Annotated in this window: 24 protein-coding genes; 8 read left to right on the top strand and 16 right to left on the bottom strand. The window is 61.1% G+C overall.

The window, feature by feature from the left end; genetic code table 11:
* Window positions 1-55: 55 nt before the first annotated feature.
* Genes V5N13_RS01610 through hisC form a run of 3 tightly spaced genes read right to left on the bottom strand, consistent with a single transcriptional unit; the run spans window position 56 to window position 2,237 of the window.
* Window positions 56-661: a CDP-alcohol phosphatidyltransferase family protein gene (locus V5N13_RS01610; protein ID WP_336361406.1), complete on the bottom strand. Its 606-nt coding sequence runs from the start codon at window positions 659-661 to the stop codon at window positions 56-58.
* Window positions 658-1,167 carry an adenylate kinase family protein gene (locus V5N13_RS01605; protein WP_336359348.1) on the bottom strand — a complete coding sequence of 170 codons (510 nt, stop codon included), beginning with the start codon at window positions 1,165-1,167 and terminating at the stop codon, window positions 658-660. Before V5N13_RS01605 ends, V5N13_RS01610 begins: the two co-directional genes overlap by 4 nt.
* Window positions 1,164-2,237 carry a histidinol-phosphate transaminase gene (hisC, locus tag V5N13_RS01600; RefSeq protein ID WP_336359347.1) on the bottom strand — a complete coding sequence of 358 codons (1,074 nt, stop codon included), beginning with the start codon at window positions 2,235-2,237 and terminating at the stop codon, window positions 1,164-1,166. The genes V5N13_RS01605 and hisC overlap by 4 nt, the downstream gene beginning before the upstream one ends.
* 163 nt (window positions 2,238-2,400) lie before the next feature.
* Here hisC and V5N13_RS01595 point away from each other — a divergent pair, with 163 nt between their 5' ends.
* Both V5N13_RS01595 and V5N13_RS01590 read left to right on the top strand, forming a co-directional pair.
* Entirely contained in the window at window positions 2,401-2,988 is a 588-nt protein-coding gene (locus V5N13_RS01595; protein ID WP_336359346.1) for a hypothetical protein, read from the top strand.
* A gap of 211 nt (window positions 2,989-3,199) precedes the next feature.
* A complete protein-coding gene (locus V5N13_RS01590) occupies window positions 3,200-3,799 on the top strand; it encodes a hypothetical protein (protein ID WP_336359345.1) in 600 nt (199 codons plus the stop codon).
* A gap of 32 nt (window positions 3,800-3,831) precedes the next feature.
* On the opposite strand, the gene V5N13_RS01585 is transcribed toward V5N13_RS01590, so the two are convergent.
* Window positions 3,832-5,424, bottom strand: a complete 1,593-nt coding sequence (locus V5N13_RS01585; protein WP_336359344.1) for a GMC family oxidoreductase — start codon at window positions 5,422-5,424, stop codon at window positions 3,832-3,834.
* Window positions 5,421-5,945: a gluconate 2-dehydrogenase subunit 3 family protein gene (locus V5N13_RS01580; RefSeq protein ID WP_336359343.1), complete on the bottom strand. Its 525-nt coding sequence runs from the start codon at window positions 5,943-5,945 to the stop codon at window positions 5,421-5,423. Before V5N13_RS01580 ends, V5N13_RS01585 begins: the two co-directional genes overlap by 4 nt.
* Window positions 5,946-6,038: 93 nt before the next feature.
* On the opposite strand from V5N13_RS01580, the gene V5N13_RS01575 reads away from it, so the two are divergent.
* A complete protein-coding gene (locus V5N13_RS01575; protein WP_336359342.1) occupies window positions 6,039-6,959 on the top strand; it encodes an alpha/beta fold hydrolase in 921 nt (306 codons plus the stop codon).
* Here V5N13_RS01575 and V5N13_RS01570 read toward each other — a convergent pair whose 3' ends face one another.
* Entirely contained in the window at window positions 6,960-7,694 is a 735-nt protein-coding gene (locus V5N13_RS01570) for a fumarylacetoacetate hydrolase family protein (RefSeq protein ID WP_336359341.1), read from the bottom strand.
* A gap of 137 nt (window positions 7,695-7,831) precedes the next feature.
* Here V5N13_RS01570 and V5N13_RS01565 point away from each other — a divergent pair, with 137 nt between their 5' ends.
* A complete protein-coding gene (locus tag V5N13_RS01565; RefSeq protein WP_336359340.1) occupies window positions 7,832-8,404 on the top strand; it encodes a DoxX family protein in 573 nt (190 codons plus the stop codon).
* Window positions 8,405-8,427: 23 nt separating this feature from the next.
* Here V5N13_RS01565 and V5N13_RS01560 read toward each other — a convergent pair whose 3' ends face one another.
* Both V5N13_RS01560 and V5N13_RS01555 read right to left on the bottom strand, forming a co-directional pair.
* On the bottom strand, window positions 8,428-8,703 hold the full coding sequence (locus V5N13_RS01560; protein WP_332899084.1) for a DUF7521 family protein: 276 nt from the start codon (window positions 8,701-8,703) through the stop codon (window positions 8,428-8,430).
* The gene (locus V5N13_RS01555; protein WP_336359339.1) at window positions 8,700-9,074 is read right to left on the bottom strand and encodes an ArsR/SmtB family transcription factor; all 375 of its coding nucleotides are present in this window, start codon (window positions 9,072-9,074) and stop codon (window positions 8,700-8,702) included. The genes V5N13_RS01560 and V5N13_RS01555 overlap by 4 nt, the downstream gene beginning before the upstream one ends.
* Before the next feature lie 82 nt (window positions 9,075-9,156).
* On the opposite strand from V5N13_RS01555, the gene V5N13_RS01550 reads away from it, so the two are divergent.
* The 4 genes from V5N13_RS01550 (at window position 9,157) to V5N13_RS01535 (ending at window position 11,114) form a co-directional block, all read left to right on the top strand.
* Window positions 9,157-9,351: a hypothetical protein gene (locus V5N13_RS01550; protein WP_336359338.1), complete on the top strand. Its 195-nt coding sequence runs from the start codon at window positions 9,157-9,159 to the stop codon at window positions 9,349-9,351.
* Window positions 9,352-9,404: 53 nt separating this feature from the next.
* Window positions 9,405-10,127 carry a metal-dependent hydrolase gene (locus V5N13_RS01545; protein WP_336359337.1) on the top strand — a complete coding sequence of 241 codons (723 nt, stop codon included), beginning with the start codon at window positions 9,405-9,407 and terminating at the stop codon, window positions 10,125-10,127.
* Between the two features lie 73 nt (window positions 10,128-10,200).
* On the top strand, window positions 10,201-10,626 hold the full coding sequence (locus V5N13_RS01540) for an OsmC family peroxiredoxin (RefSeq protein WP_336359336.1): 426 nt from the start codon (window positions 10,201-10,203) through the stop codon (window positions 10,624-10,626).
* A gap of 41 nt (window positions 10,627-10,667) precedes the next feature.
* The gene (locus V5N13_RS01535; protein WP_336359335.1) at window positions 10,668-11,114 is read left to right on the top strand and encodes a DUF5799 family protein; all 447 of its coding nucleotides are present in this window, start codon (window positions 10,668-10,670) and stop codon (window positions 11,112-11,114) included.
* Here the strand turns inward: V5N13_RS01535 and V5N13_RS01530 are convergent.
* The 8 genes from V5N13_RS01530 to ilvB are packed head-to-tail and all read right to left on the bottom strand — an operon-like array spanning window position 11,111 to window position 17,985.
* The gene (locus tag V5N13_RS01530; protein ID WP_332899078.1) at window positions 11,111-11,260 is read right to left on the bottom strand and encodes a DUF7557 family protein; all 150 of its coding nucleotides are present in this window, start codon (window positions 11,258-11,260) and stop codon (window positions 11,111-11,113) included. The genes V5N13_RS01535 and V5N13_RS01530 overlap by 4 nt on opposite strands.
* Window positions 11,261-11,301: 41 nt before the next feature.
* Entirely contained in the window at window positions 11,302-12,282 is a 981-nt protein-coding gene (locus tag V5N13_RS01525; protein WP_336359334.1) for an isocitrate/isopropylmalate dehydrogenase family protein, read from the bottom strand.
* Window positions 12,275-12,886: a 3-isopropylmalate dehydratase small subunit gene (gene leuD, locus V5N13_RS01520; protein WP_336359333.1), complete on the bottom strand. Its 612-nt coding sequence runs from the start codon at window positions 12,884-12,886 to the stop codon at window positions 12,275-12,277. Before leuD ends, V5N13_RS01525 begins: the two co-directional genes overlap by 8 nt.
* On the bottom strand, window positions 12,883-14,304 hold the full coding sequence (leuC, locus tag V5N13_RS01515; RefSeq protein WP_336359332.1) for a 3-isopropylmalate dehydratase large subunit: 1,422 nt from the start codon (window positions 14,302-14,304) through the stop codon (window positions 12,883-12,885). Before leuC ends, leuD begins: the two co-directional genes overlap by 4 nt.
* Window positions 14,297-14,527 (bottom strand): hypothetical protein, encoded by a 231-nt coding sequence (locus tag V5N13_RS01510; RefSeq protein WP_332899074.1) that lies wholly within the window; start codon window positions 14,525-14,527, stop codon window positions 14,297-14,299. Before V5N13_RS01510 ends, leuC begins: the two co-directional genes overlap by 8 nt.
* On the bottom strand, window positions 14,520-15,569 hold the full coding sequence (ilvC, locus tag V5N13_RS01505) for a ketol-acid reductoisomerase (RefSeq protein WP_332899073.1): 1,050 nt from the start codon (window positions 15,567-15,569) through the stop codon (window positions 14,520-14,522). Before ilvC ends, V5N13_RS01510 begins: the two co-directional genes overlap by 8 nt.
* Window positions 15,566-16,228, bottom strand: a complete 663-nt coding sequence (gene ilvN, locus V5N13_RS01500; protein WP_336359331.1) for an acetolactate synthase small subunit — start codon at window positions 16,226-16,228, stop codon at window positions 15,566-15,568. The genes ilvC and ilvN overlap by 4 nt, the downstream gene beginning before the upstream one ends.
* Entirely contained in the window at window positions 16,225-17,985 is a 1,761-nt protein-coding gene (gene ilvB / locus V5N13_RS01495; protein WP_336359330.1) for a biosynthetic-type acetolactate synthase large subunit, read from the bottom strand. Before ilvB ends, ilvN begins: the two co-directional genes overlap by 4 nt.
* Window positions 17,986-18,115 lie beyond the last annotated feature (130 nt).

The following is an 18,115-nucleotide window of genomic DNA, read 5'->3' as shown; positions in this document are numbered from 1 at the left end:
CCACTTAGCAAGGGGCGTGTATAAATGGCACGCCGGATGGCCGCCCGCAGGCGGTTTAGGCGAGCGCCCGCATTGAGTAGTAAAAGCGTTGGAGCGCCGTCACGTGGCCGATGATCGCGAAGAACACGAGGAGCGCGACGACCAGCGACACGCCACCGACCTGCTGGACGAACGTTGCCACGACGGTTGTGAGACCGATAAGCGCGAGGCGGTCTGCCCGCCCGACGAGACCGCCGTACACGCGGTCTAAGCCGACTGCTTGGGCTTGCGTTCCGAGATACGAGGTCATGAGCACGCCCGTGATGGCGGCAAAGCCAATGGCGTATTCGCCAATCCCTGCCATCAACCCGGCAATCACGACGATGTCGGCGTAGCGGTCGAGGACGTGGTCGAGGAGGTCACCGGAGCGTGAGGCCACGTTCAACTCGCGGGCGAGCGCCCCGTCGACGAGGTCGAACCAGCCGTTCAAGAAGACAAGTATCGCGCCAACGAGATAGTAGCTGGGCGTCTGCCCGGCGAGGTAGTACACGCCACCGGCGGCGACCGCAAGCACGAACGCCACGACGCTCACGCTGTCGGGGGTGAGATTGAGTCGGGCGGCGAGGGTGACGAAGGGGGCGAGCAGCCGGTCTGCGACGGGTCTGAATTTGTCGAGCATTATAGATAGTCGATGAAGGACACTTCGCCCGCAGACGGTGCGCGGTCACCAACGATGGCGGCTTCGATGGCCGCGGCAACCGCCTCGGGGGTTCGGTCAGTCGTGTCGATTTCGTAGACGGCTTCGAGACCGTGTTCGTTGACGGCTTCCGAGAGGATTACGTCAAGCGCCTCGCTCTCTGCATTTTCGCGCGCTTTTTGGGCGGTTTCGCCGCGCTCAAGCAGGCGCTGTTCGAGCTGGTCTGGGTGACAGCGAAGCACGATGACTTTGTCCGCCGTCAGGTGATGAGCGAGGTGGGAATCGACGAGCACGTCGTCGCGGTCACCGAGCCACTCGCGGACGGCATCCAAGTCGGCAACGAGGCTGTCGCGCTCCTCGTCAACTTCGCTATAGAGGCCGTCTTCGTCTCGAATCACGTGGTTCAGGTGAATCACGTCGAGGTCGGTATCGATGAGGGTTGTGGCCGTCGTCTTGCCCGTTCCGGGCGTGCCGGTGACGACGACTCTCACGACGTGAGCACCTCGTTCAACACGGACACCGCGCGCTTCGTCGTCTCCTCAGTGCCACAGGTGATGCGGATGGACTCGGGCAGCCCAAAGCTCGAACAGTCGCGGACGATGATGCCTTCGCGCTGGGCGGCTTTCGTGACCGCAGAGCCGTCACCGACGTCCGCGAGAACGAAGTTTCCGGCGCTCTCCCACGTCTTTGCCTCGAGATTCTCGGAGATGTACTCGCGCGCCCACGCGGCGGTTGCGACGGATTTCTCGACGTGCTCGTCGTCAGAGAGCGCGGCGAGTCCGGCCCGACAGGCCAGTTCGCTCGCGGCGAAGGGCGTGTTCACTCGGGCGTAGGCGTCGGCCCACACTTCGGGGACAACGGCGTATCCGAGTCGAAGCCCTGCGATGCCGTAGGCCTTCGAGAACGTGCGGAGAACGGCGATATCGTCGCGGTCAGAGAGCAGTGAGATTGCGCTGTCCATCTCCGCGAACTCGCCGTAAGCCTCATCGACGACGACGAGGGTTTCCTCGGCTGTTTCGTCTGCTACCGTCACGACCTCGTCGAGTGCCATGACTGACCCCGTCGGGTTGTGCGGGCTCGTGAGGAAGATGATGCGCTCGCCGTCGTAGTGGTCGAGCACGCCCGCTGCGGTTTGGGCGAAGTCGTCTGCTTTCTGCAGCGGATACTCGTTCACCTCTCCGTGGTGGTAGCGGGCGCTCATCGCGTAGTAGGCGAAGCCGGGTTTCGTGACGAGCACTTCGTCGCCGGGTTCGAGCATCGCTCGACAGAGGTAGTCGAGTGCACCGTCGCCGCCGTTTGCGAGCCAGATTTGTTCGCCGGTGACGCTCCACTTTGTTGCGAGGGCGTCAGTCAGGTCCGCGGCCGACGTTTTCGGGTAGGTATGGATGGTCGGCGCGGCGGCTTCGACGGCCGCTGCGGCCTTCGGACTCGGCCCGTGTGGGTTCTCGTTAGAAGAGAGTTTTACCAGATTCGCTGGGTCGAGGCCCAATTCGCGTGCGACCTCCTCGATGCCACGCCCCGCTCGGTAGGCGGTGTGCGAGGAGAGGTCCCGTGGTTGCATATCTGTCTGCTATCGGCGTGCGCCCTTAAACGCACCCACCTCGGGCGAGTGGTGAGTTGGTTTAAGCCCACCATTCCGGTTTCCGGTAAAATGAGCTTTCACAAAGATTGTTTGTTGATAACAATATCCCCAACCCTCATCTTTCCCTTCGGGGAAACCCATTATGACAGAAATGCAAACATCACGGCGCACATTACTCAAGCGCGGTGCGCTCATCGCGGGGGCGGCGGCAATTGGTATTCCGGGAACCGTTTCCGCAGCAGGCTGTGGAACGGTTGTGTGTGCTCGCTCGCCAGGCTACTGGAAGAACCACCCCGAAGCCTGGCCAGTCGAGACCGTCAAGATTGGTGGCCTCGAGATGGACAAAGACTACTGGATCGAAAATCTCCTGAAACAACCCGTCGAAGGCGATAAAAACCGTATCCTTGCGAAATCGCTGCTCGCGGCCAAACTCAACCAGTACGCGGGTGCAGAGGACTCGTGTATCCGGTATCGCGGCACCGCAGACAAGTGTATCGGCGGCGGTCGCTGCTACTTCGGCGTGACCGGCGTAGCGGACAAGTGGCTCATCACCTCTGGCTTCCCAGAATTCGCAAACGGCTACACGCCACAGACCACCTGGAAGCTCCCCGTGATGCTCCACAACGAGTGCACTGGCGAGCGCGACACCGTTAAGGTGAACGCCGAATGTCTGTACGACATCTTAGACGCCTACAACAACGGCATGCTCTGTGCGTGCAAGGCCGACTAAGCTCACGTTTTCTTTTCTGCCCACGAGATTCACGACAGGCTAACCACTGTTCCACGAATAACGCCTTTCTCGGCTCACGGTTTGCTCTGGTTGCTAAGTTGAACGTTCACGCTGAAATGGCCTCCATACCGACTGGTAGTTCAACCAAAACTGAGGTAACAGACTTGTAACAAAGTCAATTGATAGAGATTTTTCGTACGAGTGAGAACTCATGACTGACATACGTACTTCACGACGAACACTCCTTAAACGCGGTGCGCTCATCGCGGGAGCGGCGTCACTCGGCATTCCCGGCACAGCCGCGGCCCGAGGTGACAGAGACCGACGGAAAGTCTGTGCGCGGTCGCCGGGCTACTGGAAGAACCATCCCGAAGCGTGGCCGGTTGACGTGCTGCAAATCGCCAACAAGCGTGCCCGCAAGGAGTTCTGGATTCACTACCTCCTGAAACAACCCGTCCGCGGTGACAAAAACCGCATCCTCGCAAAGGCGCTCGTCGCGGCCAAACTCAACCAGTACGCGGGTGCAGAGGACTCGTGTATCCGGTATCGCGGCACCGCAGACAAGTGTATCGGCGGCGGTCGCTGTTACTACGGTGTACCGGGCGTAGCCGTGCGCTGGCTCTACGCCGCTGGCTTCGCTGACTTCGGGACGGCGAAGTACACACCCATGCGAACTTGGGATGCCGAGATAACGCTTCCAAACAGATGCACAGGTGAGTGGGACAAACTCGAAGCAAACGGTGAATGTCTCTACAACATCCTAGACGCCTACAACAACGGTGAGATGTGTGCATGCGGCAAAGACGACTGAGACGAGGATTGGTCGCTAACCTAGCCTTCCCCTTACGTTTGTTTTAGCGATTCAGAGACGAAGTCAGCTGCGCGAAGTGTCAACGCTGCGATGGTGAGCGTCGGGTTCATCGCCCCCGCCGTGACGAACACGCTGCTTGACGCAATCGTGAGATTCGCCACGTCGTGCGTGCGCATGCGCGCATCGACGACGCTCGTTTCGGGGTTCGTTCCCATTCGCGTGGTTCCCATGTGATGATACGTCGGCCCGGTGTTTTCCGGCCCGACCGTCCACCGGATGTCCACGCCAAGTTCGTCCATGACGGCGCGTTGAATCTCGTTTGCGCGGGCGAGAGTTCGTCGTTCTCTCTCGCCAACCCGCCAGTGAACGTCCGGGACGGGTTTGCCGTGGTCGTCGGTTTTCGCCGTGTCGAGGCCGATATAGTTCTCTTTGCGCGGCGCTTGGCCAACGAGCGCCCCGATTCCGAGTTCGTGGCCGTACGAGTCCTGGAGCGTTTCGAGCAGTTCGTCGCCGTACTCGGCTGCATCCATCGCCATCTCGACGGGCGAGGGCCCGGCATAGTTTAAAAATTCGAGTTTGATAGGGGCGATATCGGGGTCGTCGGTGTCGTAAAACTGGTGACTTTCGGTCGTGTTGAACCCGATGTGGTTCTGCCGTGTCTCGCGGCGGGGAAGTACGCCACCCATGCCCGCAAATAGGTGTTCCATGAAGTAGCGACCGACTACGCCACTCGAATTTGCGAGGCCGTCCGGGTGGTCGTCCGAAGCGGACAGCAAGAGCAGTCGCGGGATTTCAACGCCGCCAGCCGCGAGGATGAACTGACGGGCTTCCTGTCGGTACGTCCGCCCGTTTTTCGCGTACACAGCCGCTTCGACCCGCTCACCGGATGCGGTGGTTTCGAGGCGTTGGACGGGGGCTTCAGCAATGACGCGAACGCCCTTTGCCTCTGCTTTCTCGATGGTGGTGTCGGCTGAGTACTTCGCGCCCGACGGACACACGGGATTGCACGTCCCGTAGCCTACGCATTGAGAGCGCCCGTCGTACGCCTCTGAGTTGCGTGCGTTCCCCACCGAATGGGTGGTGATTTCGAGTGCCTCACACGCCTCTGCGAAAATCGAATCCGAGTGCGAGGGCGCGAACGCAGGCATCGGATACGGCTCGTCTCGTGGCGGGGCGAACGGGTTGTCGACCGAGCCAGCGACTCCCAACTCCTTCTCTGCGCTCGCGTAGTAGGGTCGCAACTCGTCGTAATCGATGGGCCACTCGCCGCCGTCCGGGCCGGTGGCGGCGAAGTCTGACTCGTGGAGGCGCATTACCATCCCCTGCCAGTGGAGCGTACTCCCGCCAACGCCTTTCACGCGAGCGTGATTGAGCGGGTAGAAGTTCTCGCCAGAAGACGTGTACGCGTCGCGTGGACCACCCATCTCCCACACGCCGTGGTCGCTGTCGCCCGGTCGAATCGAGCGTTCCATCTGCGCGATGCGGTCTTCAGGGTCGAATCGCGGCCCGGCTTCGAGCACCACCACGTCGTGGCCAGCCGCTGCAAGCGTGTCTGCGAGCAAGGCTCCGGCAGGCCCCGCGCCGACGATGCACACGTCAGTGCGGGAGGCGGTGGTGTGGGTCATGGCTGGTCTGTGTAGCTCAAGCCGCCGGGATGGCCCTGTGGATTCTCGATGCCCACGAGACGCCCGCCCGTTGGCGACGCGTAGAGCGCGTACTGGAGATCGTTCCAGATGTAGTAGCGAAGTCGCCGCGCCGTCGTCGCGTCCGGGTCGGAACTTGGGTCGGCTTCGGGAAGCCCCATCTCTTTGAGGAGTTGTTCTCGGACTTCGACCGGCAACGCCGAAACCGGGGCGTCGTACCACTCGACTGCCGTCTCGTTCAGTTCGGCCACCGCACGTCCGAGGTGGCTTCTGTACGCCGGTCGGGCGGCTGCTTTCTCCGTCAAATACGTCTCAACAAATGCGTGAATCCCACTCACGTCCGTTGGATAGATAACTTCTGCAACGGCAGCCATCGTTTCGACAAGCTGCGTCCGTGACACGTCGGTGCCGTCGGTGTCACTCGCGAGGAACGCCGCACCCCCACCGACGACGATTCCCACGCTCGCAAGCGATGCAAGCGCGTCTCGTCGCGTCAGCTTCATCTTGGCGCAGAATTAGGCCACCCTAAATTTATGCGTTGTCATCCACATCACTTGTGTCGGAAACGTTATATGTAATTGCTCCTACAACCGACTATGACTGTCGAGACTCATGTGGTCACACTGCCGAGCGGCGATCAACTCGCCTATCGTGAGCGCATGGGCGAGACAGACCCTGTGGTGTTCATCCATACGAACTGCTCGTCTTCGATTCACTGGGAGCTCGTTTTTGATGAACTGGATCCGCGTTATCACCTCATCGCGGTCGACCTCAGAGGCTGTGGCGGCTCGTCGTACCTCGAACCAGTCGATTCGATTGCGGATTTTGCGAACGATGTTGCGGCGTTTCTCGCGGCGTTGGACGTCGGCCCCGTCCACGTCGTCGGGTGGTCAAGCGGTGCGGCGATTGGCTTACAGGTAGAACTCAAAGCGCCGTCGCTCGTGCGCTCACAAACCCTCATCTCTCCGGTGAGCGCGCGCGGATACCCCATCCTGAAAAAAGACAACGCGGGCAACGTCATCTCACAACAACCGCTCGCCACTCGTGCCGAACTCGCCGCAGACACCCTCCAGATTGCACCTGTCCTCGAAGCCATCGAGACGAACGACGCCGAGTTCCTCACAGCCTACCTGCAAACGCTCGTGTTCAACGAGCAACTCCCGGACGCCCTCGACTTAGCCGACCACGTTGCAGAGATGCTCACCCAAGAGGGGTTTCTCGACTTCGTCTACGCGACAGCCCATTTCAACATCTCGTCGGTCGATAACGGTGTCGAACAAGGCACCGGCGAGGGGATGCACCTCCGTGCGCCAATGCTCGTCCTGTACGGTACCGAAGACAGCGTCATTCTCCGGCAAATGATAGACCACACCCTTTCTGACGTCGGTTCGGACGCCGCACTCGTCGTCCTAGAAGGGGTGGGACATGCGCCCGCAATCGAAGCCCCGGCACGCGTTGCCACTGAACTCGAAGCGTTTTTCGGAAAATTCGATGCGGTCAGCAATTCCGTATCGTAACTATTCGGGAATCCGGACGGCGTGTTCGAGCACGCCAACGCCCTCGACTTCGACTTCGACCACGTCGCCGTCTGCGAGCGGCGAGACGCCCGCTGGCGTCCCCGTCGAGATGATGTCGCCCTCTTCGAGCGTTAGGTAGGACGTAATCTCCTCGATGAGTTCGGGAATCGAGAAGATAAACTCAGCCCGAGACGACTCTTGGCGCAGTTCGCCGTTGACCCAGAGTTTGACCGACGCGTCGTCCGGTACTTCGTCGGGCGTTGCCACGACCGGGCCGACTGGCGCGGCGTTGTCGAACGCCTTGCCACGAATCCAGTTCTGTTCTTTGCGCTGGTCGTCGCGGTTCGAGAGGTCGTCTACGCACGTAAAGCCCGCCACGTAGTCCATCGCGTCTGCTGCGGCGACGTTTTTCGCCTGCGTGCCGATCACCACGCCGAGTTCGGCTTCGTGGTCAATGCGCTCTTTGCCCGCCGGAAGCGTCACTTCGTCGCCGTGGCCAGCGAGCGTGTTCGGGGGTTTGAGAAACAACAGTGGACGGTCTGGAATCTCAGAGTTCTGTTCTGCGGCGTGGTCTGCGTAGTTGAGCCCGACACAGACGATCTTCGACGGTTCACACGGTGGGAGTACGTCCACCTCGTCGGTGTCGTAGGTTCTGCCCGCGAAAACGATGCCCTCGTCGGTCCACTCACCAGTTCGTACCGACCCTGCCGGGTCGCGGAATCGAACATGTCGCATACGTCCGCTCGTGTCTGTGGTTGGTTAAGCGTTTGTGCTGTGGCAAACGCTCACAGTGGGACGATTCTCATGGATTGAGACTCAGCTTTGGTTTATATTCTCTCTGTTCGCGTAGCAGTACTTGTAAGGTGATAAAAATGGCAACTACTCAACCAACCCTCGAAGGCGTAAATACGTTCGAAAGCCAACTCGGTGGCATCACGGTTCGCGGTGAAGCACACAGCCTGAGCGCGTGGTTCGTCCTCGCACTCCGACTCATGATGGGGGTTGCGTTCTTGAACGCAGGCCTCGACAAGGTGCTCGCAGCTGGCTGGGGCGCACAGGGCTACCTGCTTAACGTCGCGGCAACCAATGGCAACCCACTGCAAGGGATGTTCCTCTGGATGGGACAGACGCAGTGGTTCGTTGACTTCCTCGCGATCGCCGTCCCGTGGGGTGAACTCCTCATCGGTCTCGGACTCATCGTCGGCGCACTGACCCGCCTCGCGGCGTTCTTCGGCGCGTTCATGATGCTCATGTTCTACTTCGGTAACTGGAGCATCGAACACGGCGTCATCAACGGCGACTTCGCGTACATGCTGGTCTTCCTCGCCGTGGCCGCCTTCGGTGCAGGCCGCATCCTCGGCCTCGACACCTACTTAGAACGCATCGAGTTCCGTGGCGAACCGCTCATCGAGCGCTACCCACGCCTGCAGTACATCTTCGGCTGAACACACGACTTTTTCTGCGACACTCACTCGACGTAGAGTGCGTACATTAACACCGCAAATCCAACCGCCGTCAGCCCACTCTCGATGACGGCGACAAGACTCGCATCGACGCCGAGTATCTGGTCTGCGATACCAGCGAGTAACGACCCCGCTGTAACGATTCCAAAGCCAATAGTGAGTGCTCTCAGTGCGGGGGCATTCGTCCGACGGTAGGCTTTGTACGCGAAATAGGTGATGAGCCCGCCAAGGACGAGTGTGATTGTTTTGAGTGCAACGACGACGGTGAACAGTTCGGTCATGTTTCTTTCCTCAATTCGTTCCAGAGCGACGCCAACCGGTCTTCTGGGGCGTCTGGTGGGCGCGTGATGGCGACCGTCAACTCGCGGTTCGCATCGAGACTGAACGTCACGTCTTCGAAATCGAGGCGGTAACGCGTGGTGTGGTGGCCGTCGGTTCGCACCTCGACGAATGCCTCTACGAGCGATGCCGCTTCAAGCTGATTGATTTTCCGATACGCGGTCGAACGCGGAACGTCTGCTACTTCTGCGAGTTCCTGTACCGTCTTTTCGGACGTGAGTTCTTTGAGCAGCGACTGACAGACGGTGTCGTCTAACGTATCGAGAACCGTCTGTACGTCTGGGTGGGTCTGCTGCCAGCCGTCTCGCGCCATTCAGTTTGGACATGTCTCTCACATGTGATAACTGCATCGTCGCGGCAGAACATTTAGGTCGCGTCCCAGAGAGCAGTCGGCTATGCGAATCGCGTCGCTAGTGGGACGGAGCCTGCTCGTAAGCGCGGCTGCACTCACGACCGTCTCCCCGGATGTCGTGGCGGCCACGACCGAGGCGACCCACGTCGCAACTGACGCCCCTTTCAGCGGCTTCACGCTCGGTGCGGGCCTCGTCGCCGCGCTTGCCGCCGGCTACTATCTGCGCTATTTCCGGTGAGTCGTGCGCCCTCCTCAGTCGTTAAGTGGCTCTGCTCACTACTCACACGTGGCATGAAACTTACTTGGTACGGACACTCGACGTGGCACGTGGACGTAGGCGACACGAGCCTCCTCATCGACCCGTTTTTCGACAATCCAAAGACTGAGAAATCGCCCGAAGACGTTCCAGATCCGGACTATCTGCTGCTTACTCACGGACACGCAGACCACATCGCAGACGCTGGGGCATTCACCGACGCGACCGTCGTCGCCACGCCAGAACTCGCCTCGTACGTCGCAGACGAGTTCGGCCACGAGGACACGATTGGAATGAACATCGGCGGCACCGTCGAGTGCGGCGACGCCTTCGTCACGATGCACCGCGCAGACCACACCAACGGCCTCATGTCCGAGTACGCAGACTCTGGCGGGATGCCCGGTGGGTTCATCATCAGCGATACAAAGCCAACGCAGGTGGCAGACGAAGACAGCTACACGTTCTACCACGCGGGTGACACCGGCCTGATGACCGAGATGCGCGACGTGATTGGCCCGTACCTCGAACCCGACGCCGTGGCGCTCCCGATTGGCGACCACTTCACGATGGGGCCGTGGCAGGCGGCCATCGCCGCAGACTGGCTCGACGCGGACTACGCCTTCCCGATGCACTACGACACGTTCCCGCCAATCGAACAAGACCCGAAAGACTTCAAGAAAGAAGTGACCGCGACCGGAAGCGGCACGGAAGTCGTCGTTTTGGATGGCGACGAGACGTTCGACCTCGCCGCCCAGTAATCTCGTCTCCCCCTTTTCTGCGATTCGTTCACACACAGTTATTGTGTCGTGTCACCAATGCAACTGACGTACCATGCCAGTACGTTCATCCGAGGCCGTGTGGGAGGGAACGCTCCGCGAGGGGTCAGGAACAGTCAAAACCGGCAGTGGCGTCATCGAAGCGCCCTATACGTTCATGTCTCGCTTCGAAGACGGCAGCGAATCGAACCCCGAGGAGATGCTCGGGTCTGCCCACGCCGCCTGTCTTGCGATGCAGGTCGCAGCAGACCTCCAGCGTGCGGGCTACGACCCGGAGAAAGTGACGGCGACGGCGAACGTTCACCTAGAAAAAGTCGATGGAACCCAATCGATTACGAAAATCGTCGTCGACGTAGAAGGCTCTGCCCCCGACGTGGACGAAGCCGAGTTCCTCGAAATCGCGACAGGCGCGAAAGAAAACTGCATCATCTCGCGGGCGCTCGGTGCCATCGACATCGAGATGAACGCCGTACTCGTCTGAGCGGGGAAACCCTGATACGTTCGCTTATTTTAGGGGTGTGTATGTCAGAGCGCCCTTGGACAGACCGCATCGTCGGCGCACGCATGACGGTCGACAATCTGTTCACAGACCGCATCGCCGAATCACAACTCACCCGCCAAGAATGGGGGCTCATCATGATGGCCGTCGATTTGGAGATAGAGCATCCGGACGACCCAGAGCGCGCACGACTCGTCGCAAACACCGAGAAGGTGCCCGAAATCGTCCCCGAACTCGACAACATCCGCCAGCAGATGCAAGGCGGCCCATCGAAGCAAAAACAGTCCGGGGGAATGATGGACTCGGTGAAAAATGCGCTCGGACTCGGCAGTTCCGACCCGGCGGTAGACGAAGAAGAGATTCGTGCCGCAGAGCGACTCGCAAACGAGTACGCAGAAACCCTCCAGCGCCACTTAGAAGAGAACGGTCGCTGGGAGGAAATTCGCCGCGTGGCCGCGCAGCAGGCTTAGAGTTCTTCGCCGCTGTAGTGGAGCGTCAACTCTTCTGCTTGGTAGATGTTGATGAGTTCAGTGATGATTTCGTCGTAGGATTCGTCTTCCTGACGAAGGCCATCTAAGCGTTCGAGCGTCTTCTCGTCTAAATGCACGCGGGGCATACCAGCAAATAGCACGCCACAGGGGATAAAATCAGGGGGCGTTACAGGCGTTCTACGATTGCCGCCGTTACGTCCTCCGTGCTCGCTTCGCCGCCTAAGTCAGGCGTGTGCGGGCCGGATTCGAGCACCGATTCGACGGCACTGCGAACCCGTCCGGCTTCTTCGCCGTGGTCGAGGTGGTCGAGCAACATCGCGCCAGAGAGAATCGTCGCCGTCGGGTTGGCGATTCCTTGGCCTGCGATGTCCGGGGCGCTCCCGTGAACCGGCTCGAACAGCGCGTTGTCGTGACCGACGTTGGCGCTCGGCAAGAGGCCGAGGCCGCCCACGAGTCCGGCAGACAGGTCAGAAAGCATATCCCCTGCGAGGTTCGGGCAGATGACGACGCCATACTCCTCCGGCCGGAGGATGAGGTGCATCGCCAGCGCGTCCATGAGCGCCGTGTCGTAGTCCACGCCGCGTTCGTCGCCGACCTGTTGTGCCGTTTCTAAAAACAGGCCGTCGGTCGTGCGCATCACGTTCGCCTTGTGGGCGATGGTGACCGTGTCGTAGCCGTTCTGTGCTGCGTAGTCGAAGCCGAACTCTGCGATGTTGCGCGAGGCCTCTTCGGTGATGACGCGGGTGAGCGTCGTCACGCCGGGGGCAATCTCCGATTCGATGCCCTTGTAGACGCCCTCCGTGTTCTCGCGGATGAACACGAGGTCGGTGTCCGGTTTGAGCGCATCGACGCCGGGGTAGGCCGTCGCCGGGCGGACGTTTGCGAATGACTCCACCTGTTTGCGAAGCGGGAGAATCACGTCCGCGGCCGTCTCACCCGCCGCACCGAACAGTGTCGCGTCCGAGGCTGAGACGAGATCGCGCGTGGCTTGTGGCAGCGCCTCGCCAGTTTCTTCTTTGACTGCGTCACCAGCGTCGCCGGAGACGAACTCAAAGCCGAGGTCAAGCGCGGCGAGTACCTCTACGGCAGCGGGTGTGACTTCCTGGCCGATTCCGTCGCCCGGAATCACGGCAATCTGTTCAGTCATCGCTTTCCATGTACGGCAGGGCGTTTGCGGTTTCTGCGACGGCTTTGGCGTTCGACTTGAGCAGCGCCGTGGTGTCCCACTCGCCTTCGACGAGCGCCCGACGCTGGGCATCGTCTACGGTGACGGAGACGGTCTTGCCGCCGTAGGTCACGGTTTCTGCGGCCACGTCAACGTCGAGTTCCTCGTCTGGGTTCGCTTCGACCCAGTCTTGGATTTCGGAGACGGTGTCGTGGTCTGCGGTCAGCGTCGGGATGCCGAGTGCGAGGCAGTTGCCCGCGAAAATCTCTGCGAAGGATTCGCCGATGATGGCGTCGATGCCCCAGCGCATGAGCGCCTGTGGGGCGTGTTCGCGCGAGGAGCCACAGCCGAAGTTGCTGTTCACGACGAGAATTGAGGCATCCTGATACTGCGCTTCGTTGAACGGGTGGTCTTTCTCGTTGTCGTCTTCGTCAAAGCGCTTATCGAAAAAGGCGAACTCGCCAAGCCCTTCGAAGGTGACGACCTTCATGAATCGCGCCGGAATGATCTGGTCTGTGTCGATATCGTTTCCGCGGATGGGAATGCCCGTCCCGGAAGCGTTGGTGACGCTCGGTACGTCGGTCATACGTGGGCCACCTCCTTCAGTTCGCGAACGTCAGTGACCTCGCCGGTCACCGCCGCTGCCACGACCATCTCGGGGCTCATCAGGACGGTGCGCCCGTCTTTGCTCCCCTGTCGGCCGATAAAGTTGCGGTTCGACGAGGAGGCAGAGGCTTCGTCGCCCTGCAGCTGGTCGTCGTTCATGCCAAGACACATCGAACAGCCAGCCTGTCGCCATTCGAAACCAGCCTCGGTGAAGATTTTGTCGAGGCCTTCTGCTTCGGCCGCGGCTTTCACGCGCTGGCTACCGGGGACGACCATTGCGCGAACGTCCTGGTGAACTTGCCGCCCTTTGGCGATGGCCGCCGCCGCACGCAGGTCTGGCAGTCGGGCGTTGGTACAGCTACCGAGGAAGGCCACGTCGATTTTGTAGCCCTCCATCGTCTTGCCGGGTTCGACGCGCATGTGTTCTTGCGACATGCGTGCTGTGTCCTGCTTGTCGGCAGGCAGGTCGTCGGGGGCGGGCACCGGCTGTTTGATGCCAATGCCTTGTCCGGGTGTGGTTCCCCACGTCACGGTCGGCTCGATTTCGGAGCCGTCGATGGTCACCACGTCGTCGTACTCGGCGTCGTCGTCGGACGTGATGGACTCCCAGTACGTCTTCATCCGCTCGAATTTCTCTGGGTCGTCCGCGAAGGCGTCCGTCTCGCGCAGGTACTCGTAGGTAGTTTCGTCCGGGTTCACGTAGCCCGCACGCGCACCGCCCTCGATGGACATGTTGCAGATGCTCATCCGCCCTTCCATGTCGAGGCTCTCGATGGCCTCACCCGCGTACTCGTAGACGTAGCCGACGCCGCCATCGGTGCCGAGTTTGCTGATGATGGTCAGGATGACGTCTTTGGCCGTGACGCTGTTACCGAGTTCGCCGGTGACCTCGATTTTCCGCACCTTCTTTTTCTCCATCGCCACGGTCTGGGTGGCGAGCACGTCGCGGATTTGCGAGGTGCCAATCCCAAAGGCGAGTGCGCCGAATGCACCGTGTGTCGAGGTGTGACTGTCGCCACACACAATGGTCATACCGGGTTGGGTGATGCCCTGCTCTGGTCCGATAACGTGGACAATTCCCTGATTGCCCGTGGACGTGTCTGCGAACTGGATACCGGCCTCGCGGACGTTCTCCTCAAGTTCGCTCATCATCTCCTCTGCGGCGTCGTCGGCGTAGGGCCGCGACTGGTCTGCAGTCGGAATGATGTGGTCAACTGTCGCGTAGGTACGTTCCGGATAGGCGACTTCGAGGTCGCGCTCGCGGAGCATCCCGAACGCCTGCGGACTCGTCACCTCGTGGATGAGGTGGAGGCCCACGAACAGCTGGTCTTGGCCGTTCGGGAGCGTCGTGACTTTGTGCCGGTCCCACACCTTGTCGTACAGCGTTCCGTTACTCATCGTCTTCTACGTCTGGGCCGCGCTCGAAGACGGGGTTTGCCCCGTCGCCGTTCGGTGGCTCGTGGTCTACGTCTTCCATCGTATCTGCCTCGCCTTCCCGTTCAGGATCGTGGCCGCCGTCGGTGATGACGACGCCGCGTCGATACACGACGCTGTCACCAAAGGCCTCACCCGTGTAGGGGTTCGTGTGGCTCACGTCTTTCATCGTGCCCTTTTCAGGCATCGGTTTTCACCCGTTTCTTCTCGCTTGTGTCCTCTTGCTCTTCGCCGCTCCACGCGAACAGGTCGCGCAGGCGTGCGCCAACGTGCTCGATTTCGTGGTTCTTCTCTGCGTCACGCAGTTGGTTGTAGCTCGGGCGACCAGCCTGATTCTCGACAATCCATTCGCGGGCGAAGGTACCGTTCTGGACGCGCTCTAAAACGTCTTCCATGCGCTCGCGGGCGTGTTCGTCAACGATTTCGTCGCCGCGGGTGAGTCCGCCGAACTCTGCGGTGTCGGAGACCGAATCCCACATGCCGCCGAGGCCGTCTTCGTACATCAGATCGACGATGAGCTTGAGTTCGTTCAAGCACTCGAAGTAGGCCATCTCCGGGCTGTAGCCCGCGTCAACGAGCGTTTCGTAGCCCTGCTTGACGAGGCTCGTGACGCCGCCACAGAGGACCGCCTGCTCGCCGAACAGGTCGGTTTCTGTCTCCTCGCGGAAGGTGGTCTCAATGACCCCGGCGCGCGTACAGCCGATTGCCTTGGCGTAGGCGAGTGCCTCTTCTTTTGCCTCGCCCGTGCTGTCCTGGTGGACAGCGACGAGTCCCGGCGTGCCCTGTCCGGCCTCGTAGTTGCGGCGGACGAGGTGGCCCGGACTCTTCGGCGCGACGAGCGTCACATCGATGCCTTCGCTTGGCTCGATTTGGCTGTAGTGGATGTTGAACCCGTGGGCGAACTGGAGCGTGTTACCCGGTTCGAGTTCGTCTTTGATTTGTTCGTAGACGGCTGGCTGGACGGTGTCCGGGACGAGCACGGAGACGATGTCTGCCTCTTTTGCGGCCTGCACTGGATTTCGCACGCGCAGTCCATCTGCCTCTGCGGCCTGTCGAGATGCGGACTCCTCGCGGAGGCCAACGACCACGTCAACGCCGCTGTCTGCGAGGTTCTGTGCGTGGGCGTGGCCCTGACTGCCGTAGCCGAGGACGGCTACCGTCTTGTTTGCGAGCTGTGCGTCGTCTGCGTCGTCGTCGTAATATACGGTTGTGGTAAATTCGTCTGTCATTGCTGTGTATTGGAACTGTTTTGCGTTTCTGAAGCGGTACTCTCTGCTGACGCAGCGGGTGATTCACCCGGCGTCGTCGGCGTGTCGCCGCGCGCGAGTGCGGTCTGGCCCGTCCGGGCGATTTCGATGATGCCGAACTGGCGGAACGCATCGACGGCGTCGTCGATTTTCCGCTGGTCACCCGTGATTTGCACCGTGATGGTTCGCGGCCCGGCGTCGAGCGTCTGCCCCTCGTACATCTGCGTGATGGCGTGAACCTTGTCCGGCTCGTGGCCCTGCACCTTGAGCAAGACCAGTTCCGCGCGAACGGCGTCCGTGCCGAGTTCGCCAACCGCGATGGAGGGTTTCAACTTCGCCAGCTGTTTTTTGATTTGGTCGATACCCGCGTCAGTTTCCTCGACAACCAGCGTGATGCGCGCGTGGCCGTCAACCGTCGTCGGCCCAACGGTCAAACTCTCAATGTTGAACTGGCGGCGGCTGAACAGCCCGGAAACGAGCGACAGCACGCCCGGTTCGTGTTTGACGAGCGCTGAAACGGTGGCCTGTCGGGTCTCCTGTTTTGCTTCTTGAACCGGGTCGATACGTTCGCCCTGTGCGTTGCGTCGTCCCTCTGGGTGGGGACGCTCCTCTGGGCGGGGGCCTTGCAGTCCTTGCGTCATAGTTGGTCCTCCGAGAGCGCGAACCGGCCGTTTGCTGCGCCGCTTGCGACCATCGGATAGACGTTCGCAGCGGGGTCGATGTGGAAGTCGATGACCGACGGGCCGTCGTAGGCCAGCGCGGCCTCGATGGTGTCTGCGACCTCGTCGTACTCATCGACGCGGAAGCCCTTCGCGCCGAAGGCTTCTGCGAGCTTGTCGAACTCGGGGCACCAGCCGTACTCGGACGCCGAGTGGCGGCCTTCGAAGAAGGCGTCCTGCCACTGGCGAACCATGCCGATGTACTTGTTGTTGAGGACGGCGACGGTGATGTCCATGTGGTCACGGACGGCCACCGACAGCTCCTGGAGGGTCATCAGGAACGACCCGTCTCCTTCGAAGCTGATGATGGTCTGGTCGTCGCGGGCGGCCAGTCGCGCGCCGATGGCGGCGGGCAGGCCGTAGCCCATCGTTCCGAGACCGTGGGAAGACACCCACGTCCGTGGCTGTTTGAACGTCCAGTACTGGACGGCCCACATCTGGTGTTGGCCAACGCCCGTGGTGATGATGGTGTCGTCGTCAGTCACGGCGTCGAACGCCTCGACGACGAACTGCGGTTTGAGCGGTTCGTCTTCGGGCGTCTGGTAGTCCATCGGGTATTCGTCTTTCCACGTCTGGCACTGTTCGCGCCAGTCGTCTGCATCCGGCTCGTTCGCCATCGCGTCGTACAGGCGCGTGAGCGCCGTTCCCGCATCCCCGATGACCGGATAGTCGGCGTAGATGTTCTTCGAAACCTCTGCCGGGTCGATGTCGATGTGGATGATTTCGGCTTCCGGGGCGAACGTGTCGATACCACCGGTCAGCCGGTCGTCAAATCGCGTGCCAACGGCCAGCATCACGTCACAGTGCGTGATGGCCATGTTCGCGTAGCCCGTCCCGTGCATGCCAGCCATCTCCATCGAGAGTGGGTGGTCTTCGGGGAACGCGCCAACGGCAGGCATCGTCGTGACGACGGGGATTTCGTGTTCGATTGCGAACTCGCTCAGTTGCTCGGTCGCGTTTGCCTTGATGACGCCGCCACCGGCGAGGATGACGGGCTTTTTCGCGCCCGCGAGTGCGCTCGCGGCCGCAGACACCTCTTCGGGGTCGGGATCTGTCCGCGGGTTGTAGGTCGATGGCGTGCGCCCCGGCCCCGGCTCGCGGTCGGTCGGCGCATTGGTGATGTCCTTTGGCAGGTCGACGAGCGTCGGCCCTTGTCGGCCACTCGCGGCCATGGCGAACGCTTCGCCCACCACGTCGCCGACGGTGTCCGTGTCAGAGGCGAAGTAGTTCGCCTTGGTGATTGGTGCGGTAACGCCCGTGGTGTCGGTTTCTTGGAACGCATCAGAACCGACCATGTCCGACGGAACCTGTCCCGTCAGCGCAATCATGGGATCTGAGTCCATGTTCGCGTCTGCGATGCCGGTCACGAGGTTCGTCGCGCCCGGTCCAGAAGTGGCGAGACACACACCCGGTGAACCAGACACGATGCCGTAGGCGTCTGCGGCGTGGGATGCAGACTGCTCGTGGGCCATCGTGACGTGCGTCATCTCTGAATCGTAGAGCGCGTCGTAGACGGGCATGATTGCCCCGCCTTGGACGCCGAACAGGTGTTTGACGCCCGCGTTTTCGAGCGCGCGAACGACGGACTGTGCGCCGTTGGTCACGGGGCGGCGTGTGGGTTTCTCGTCGGTCGATTCCTCGGTCGAATCTGGGTAGGTGGAGGTCGCCCGTTCGCTCATGTTCGGGCCTCCGTTGGTGTGGGTCGGTTGGTCATCGGTTTGGTCGTGGTCGCAGGGTGTGCTTGCGCAAGTGCTGTGGCTTTGAGGTCAGTGCAAAAATCGGTGGAGATGGGGGTAGGTAGGGGAGCTA

Origin of the sequence: Haladaptatus sp. ZSTT2, from assembly GCF_037081775.1 — an archaeon.
Classification (GTDB): Archaea; Halobacteriota; Halobacteria; order Halobacteriales; family Halococcaceae; genus QDMS2.
This window is presented reverse-complemented; position numbering and strand designations above follow the sequence as displayed.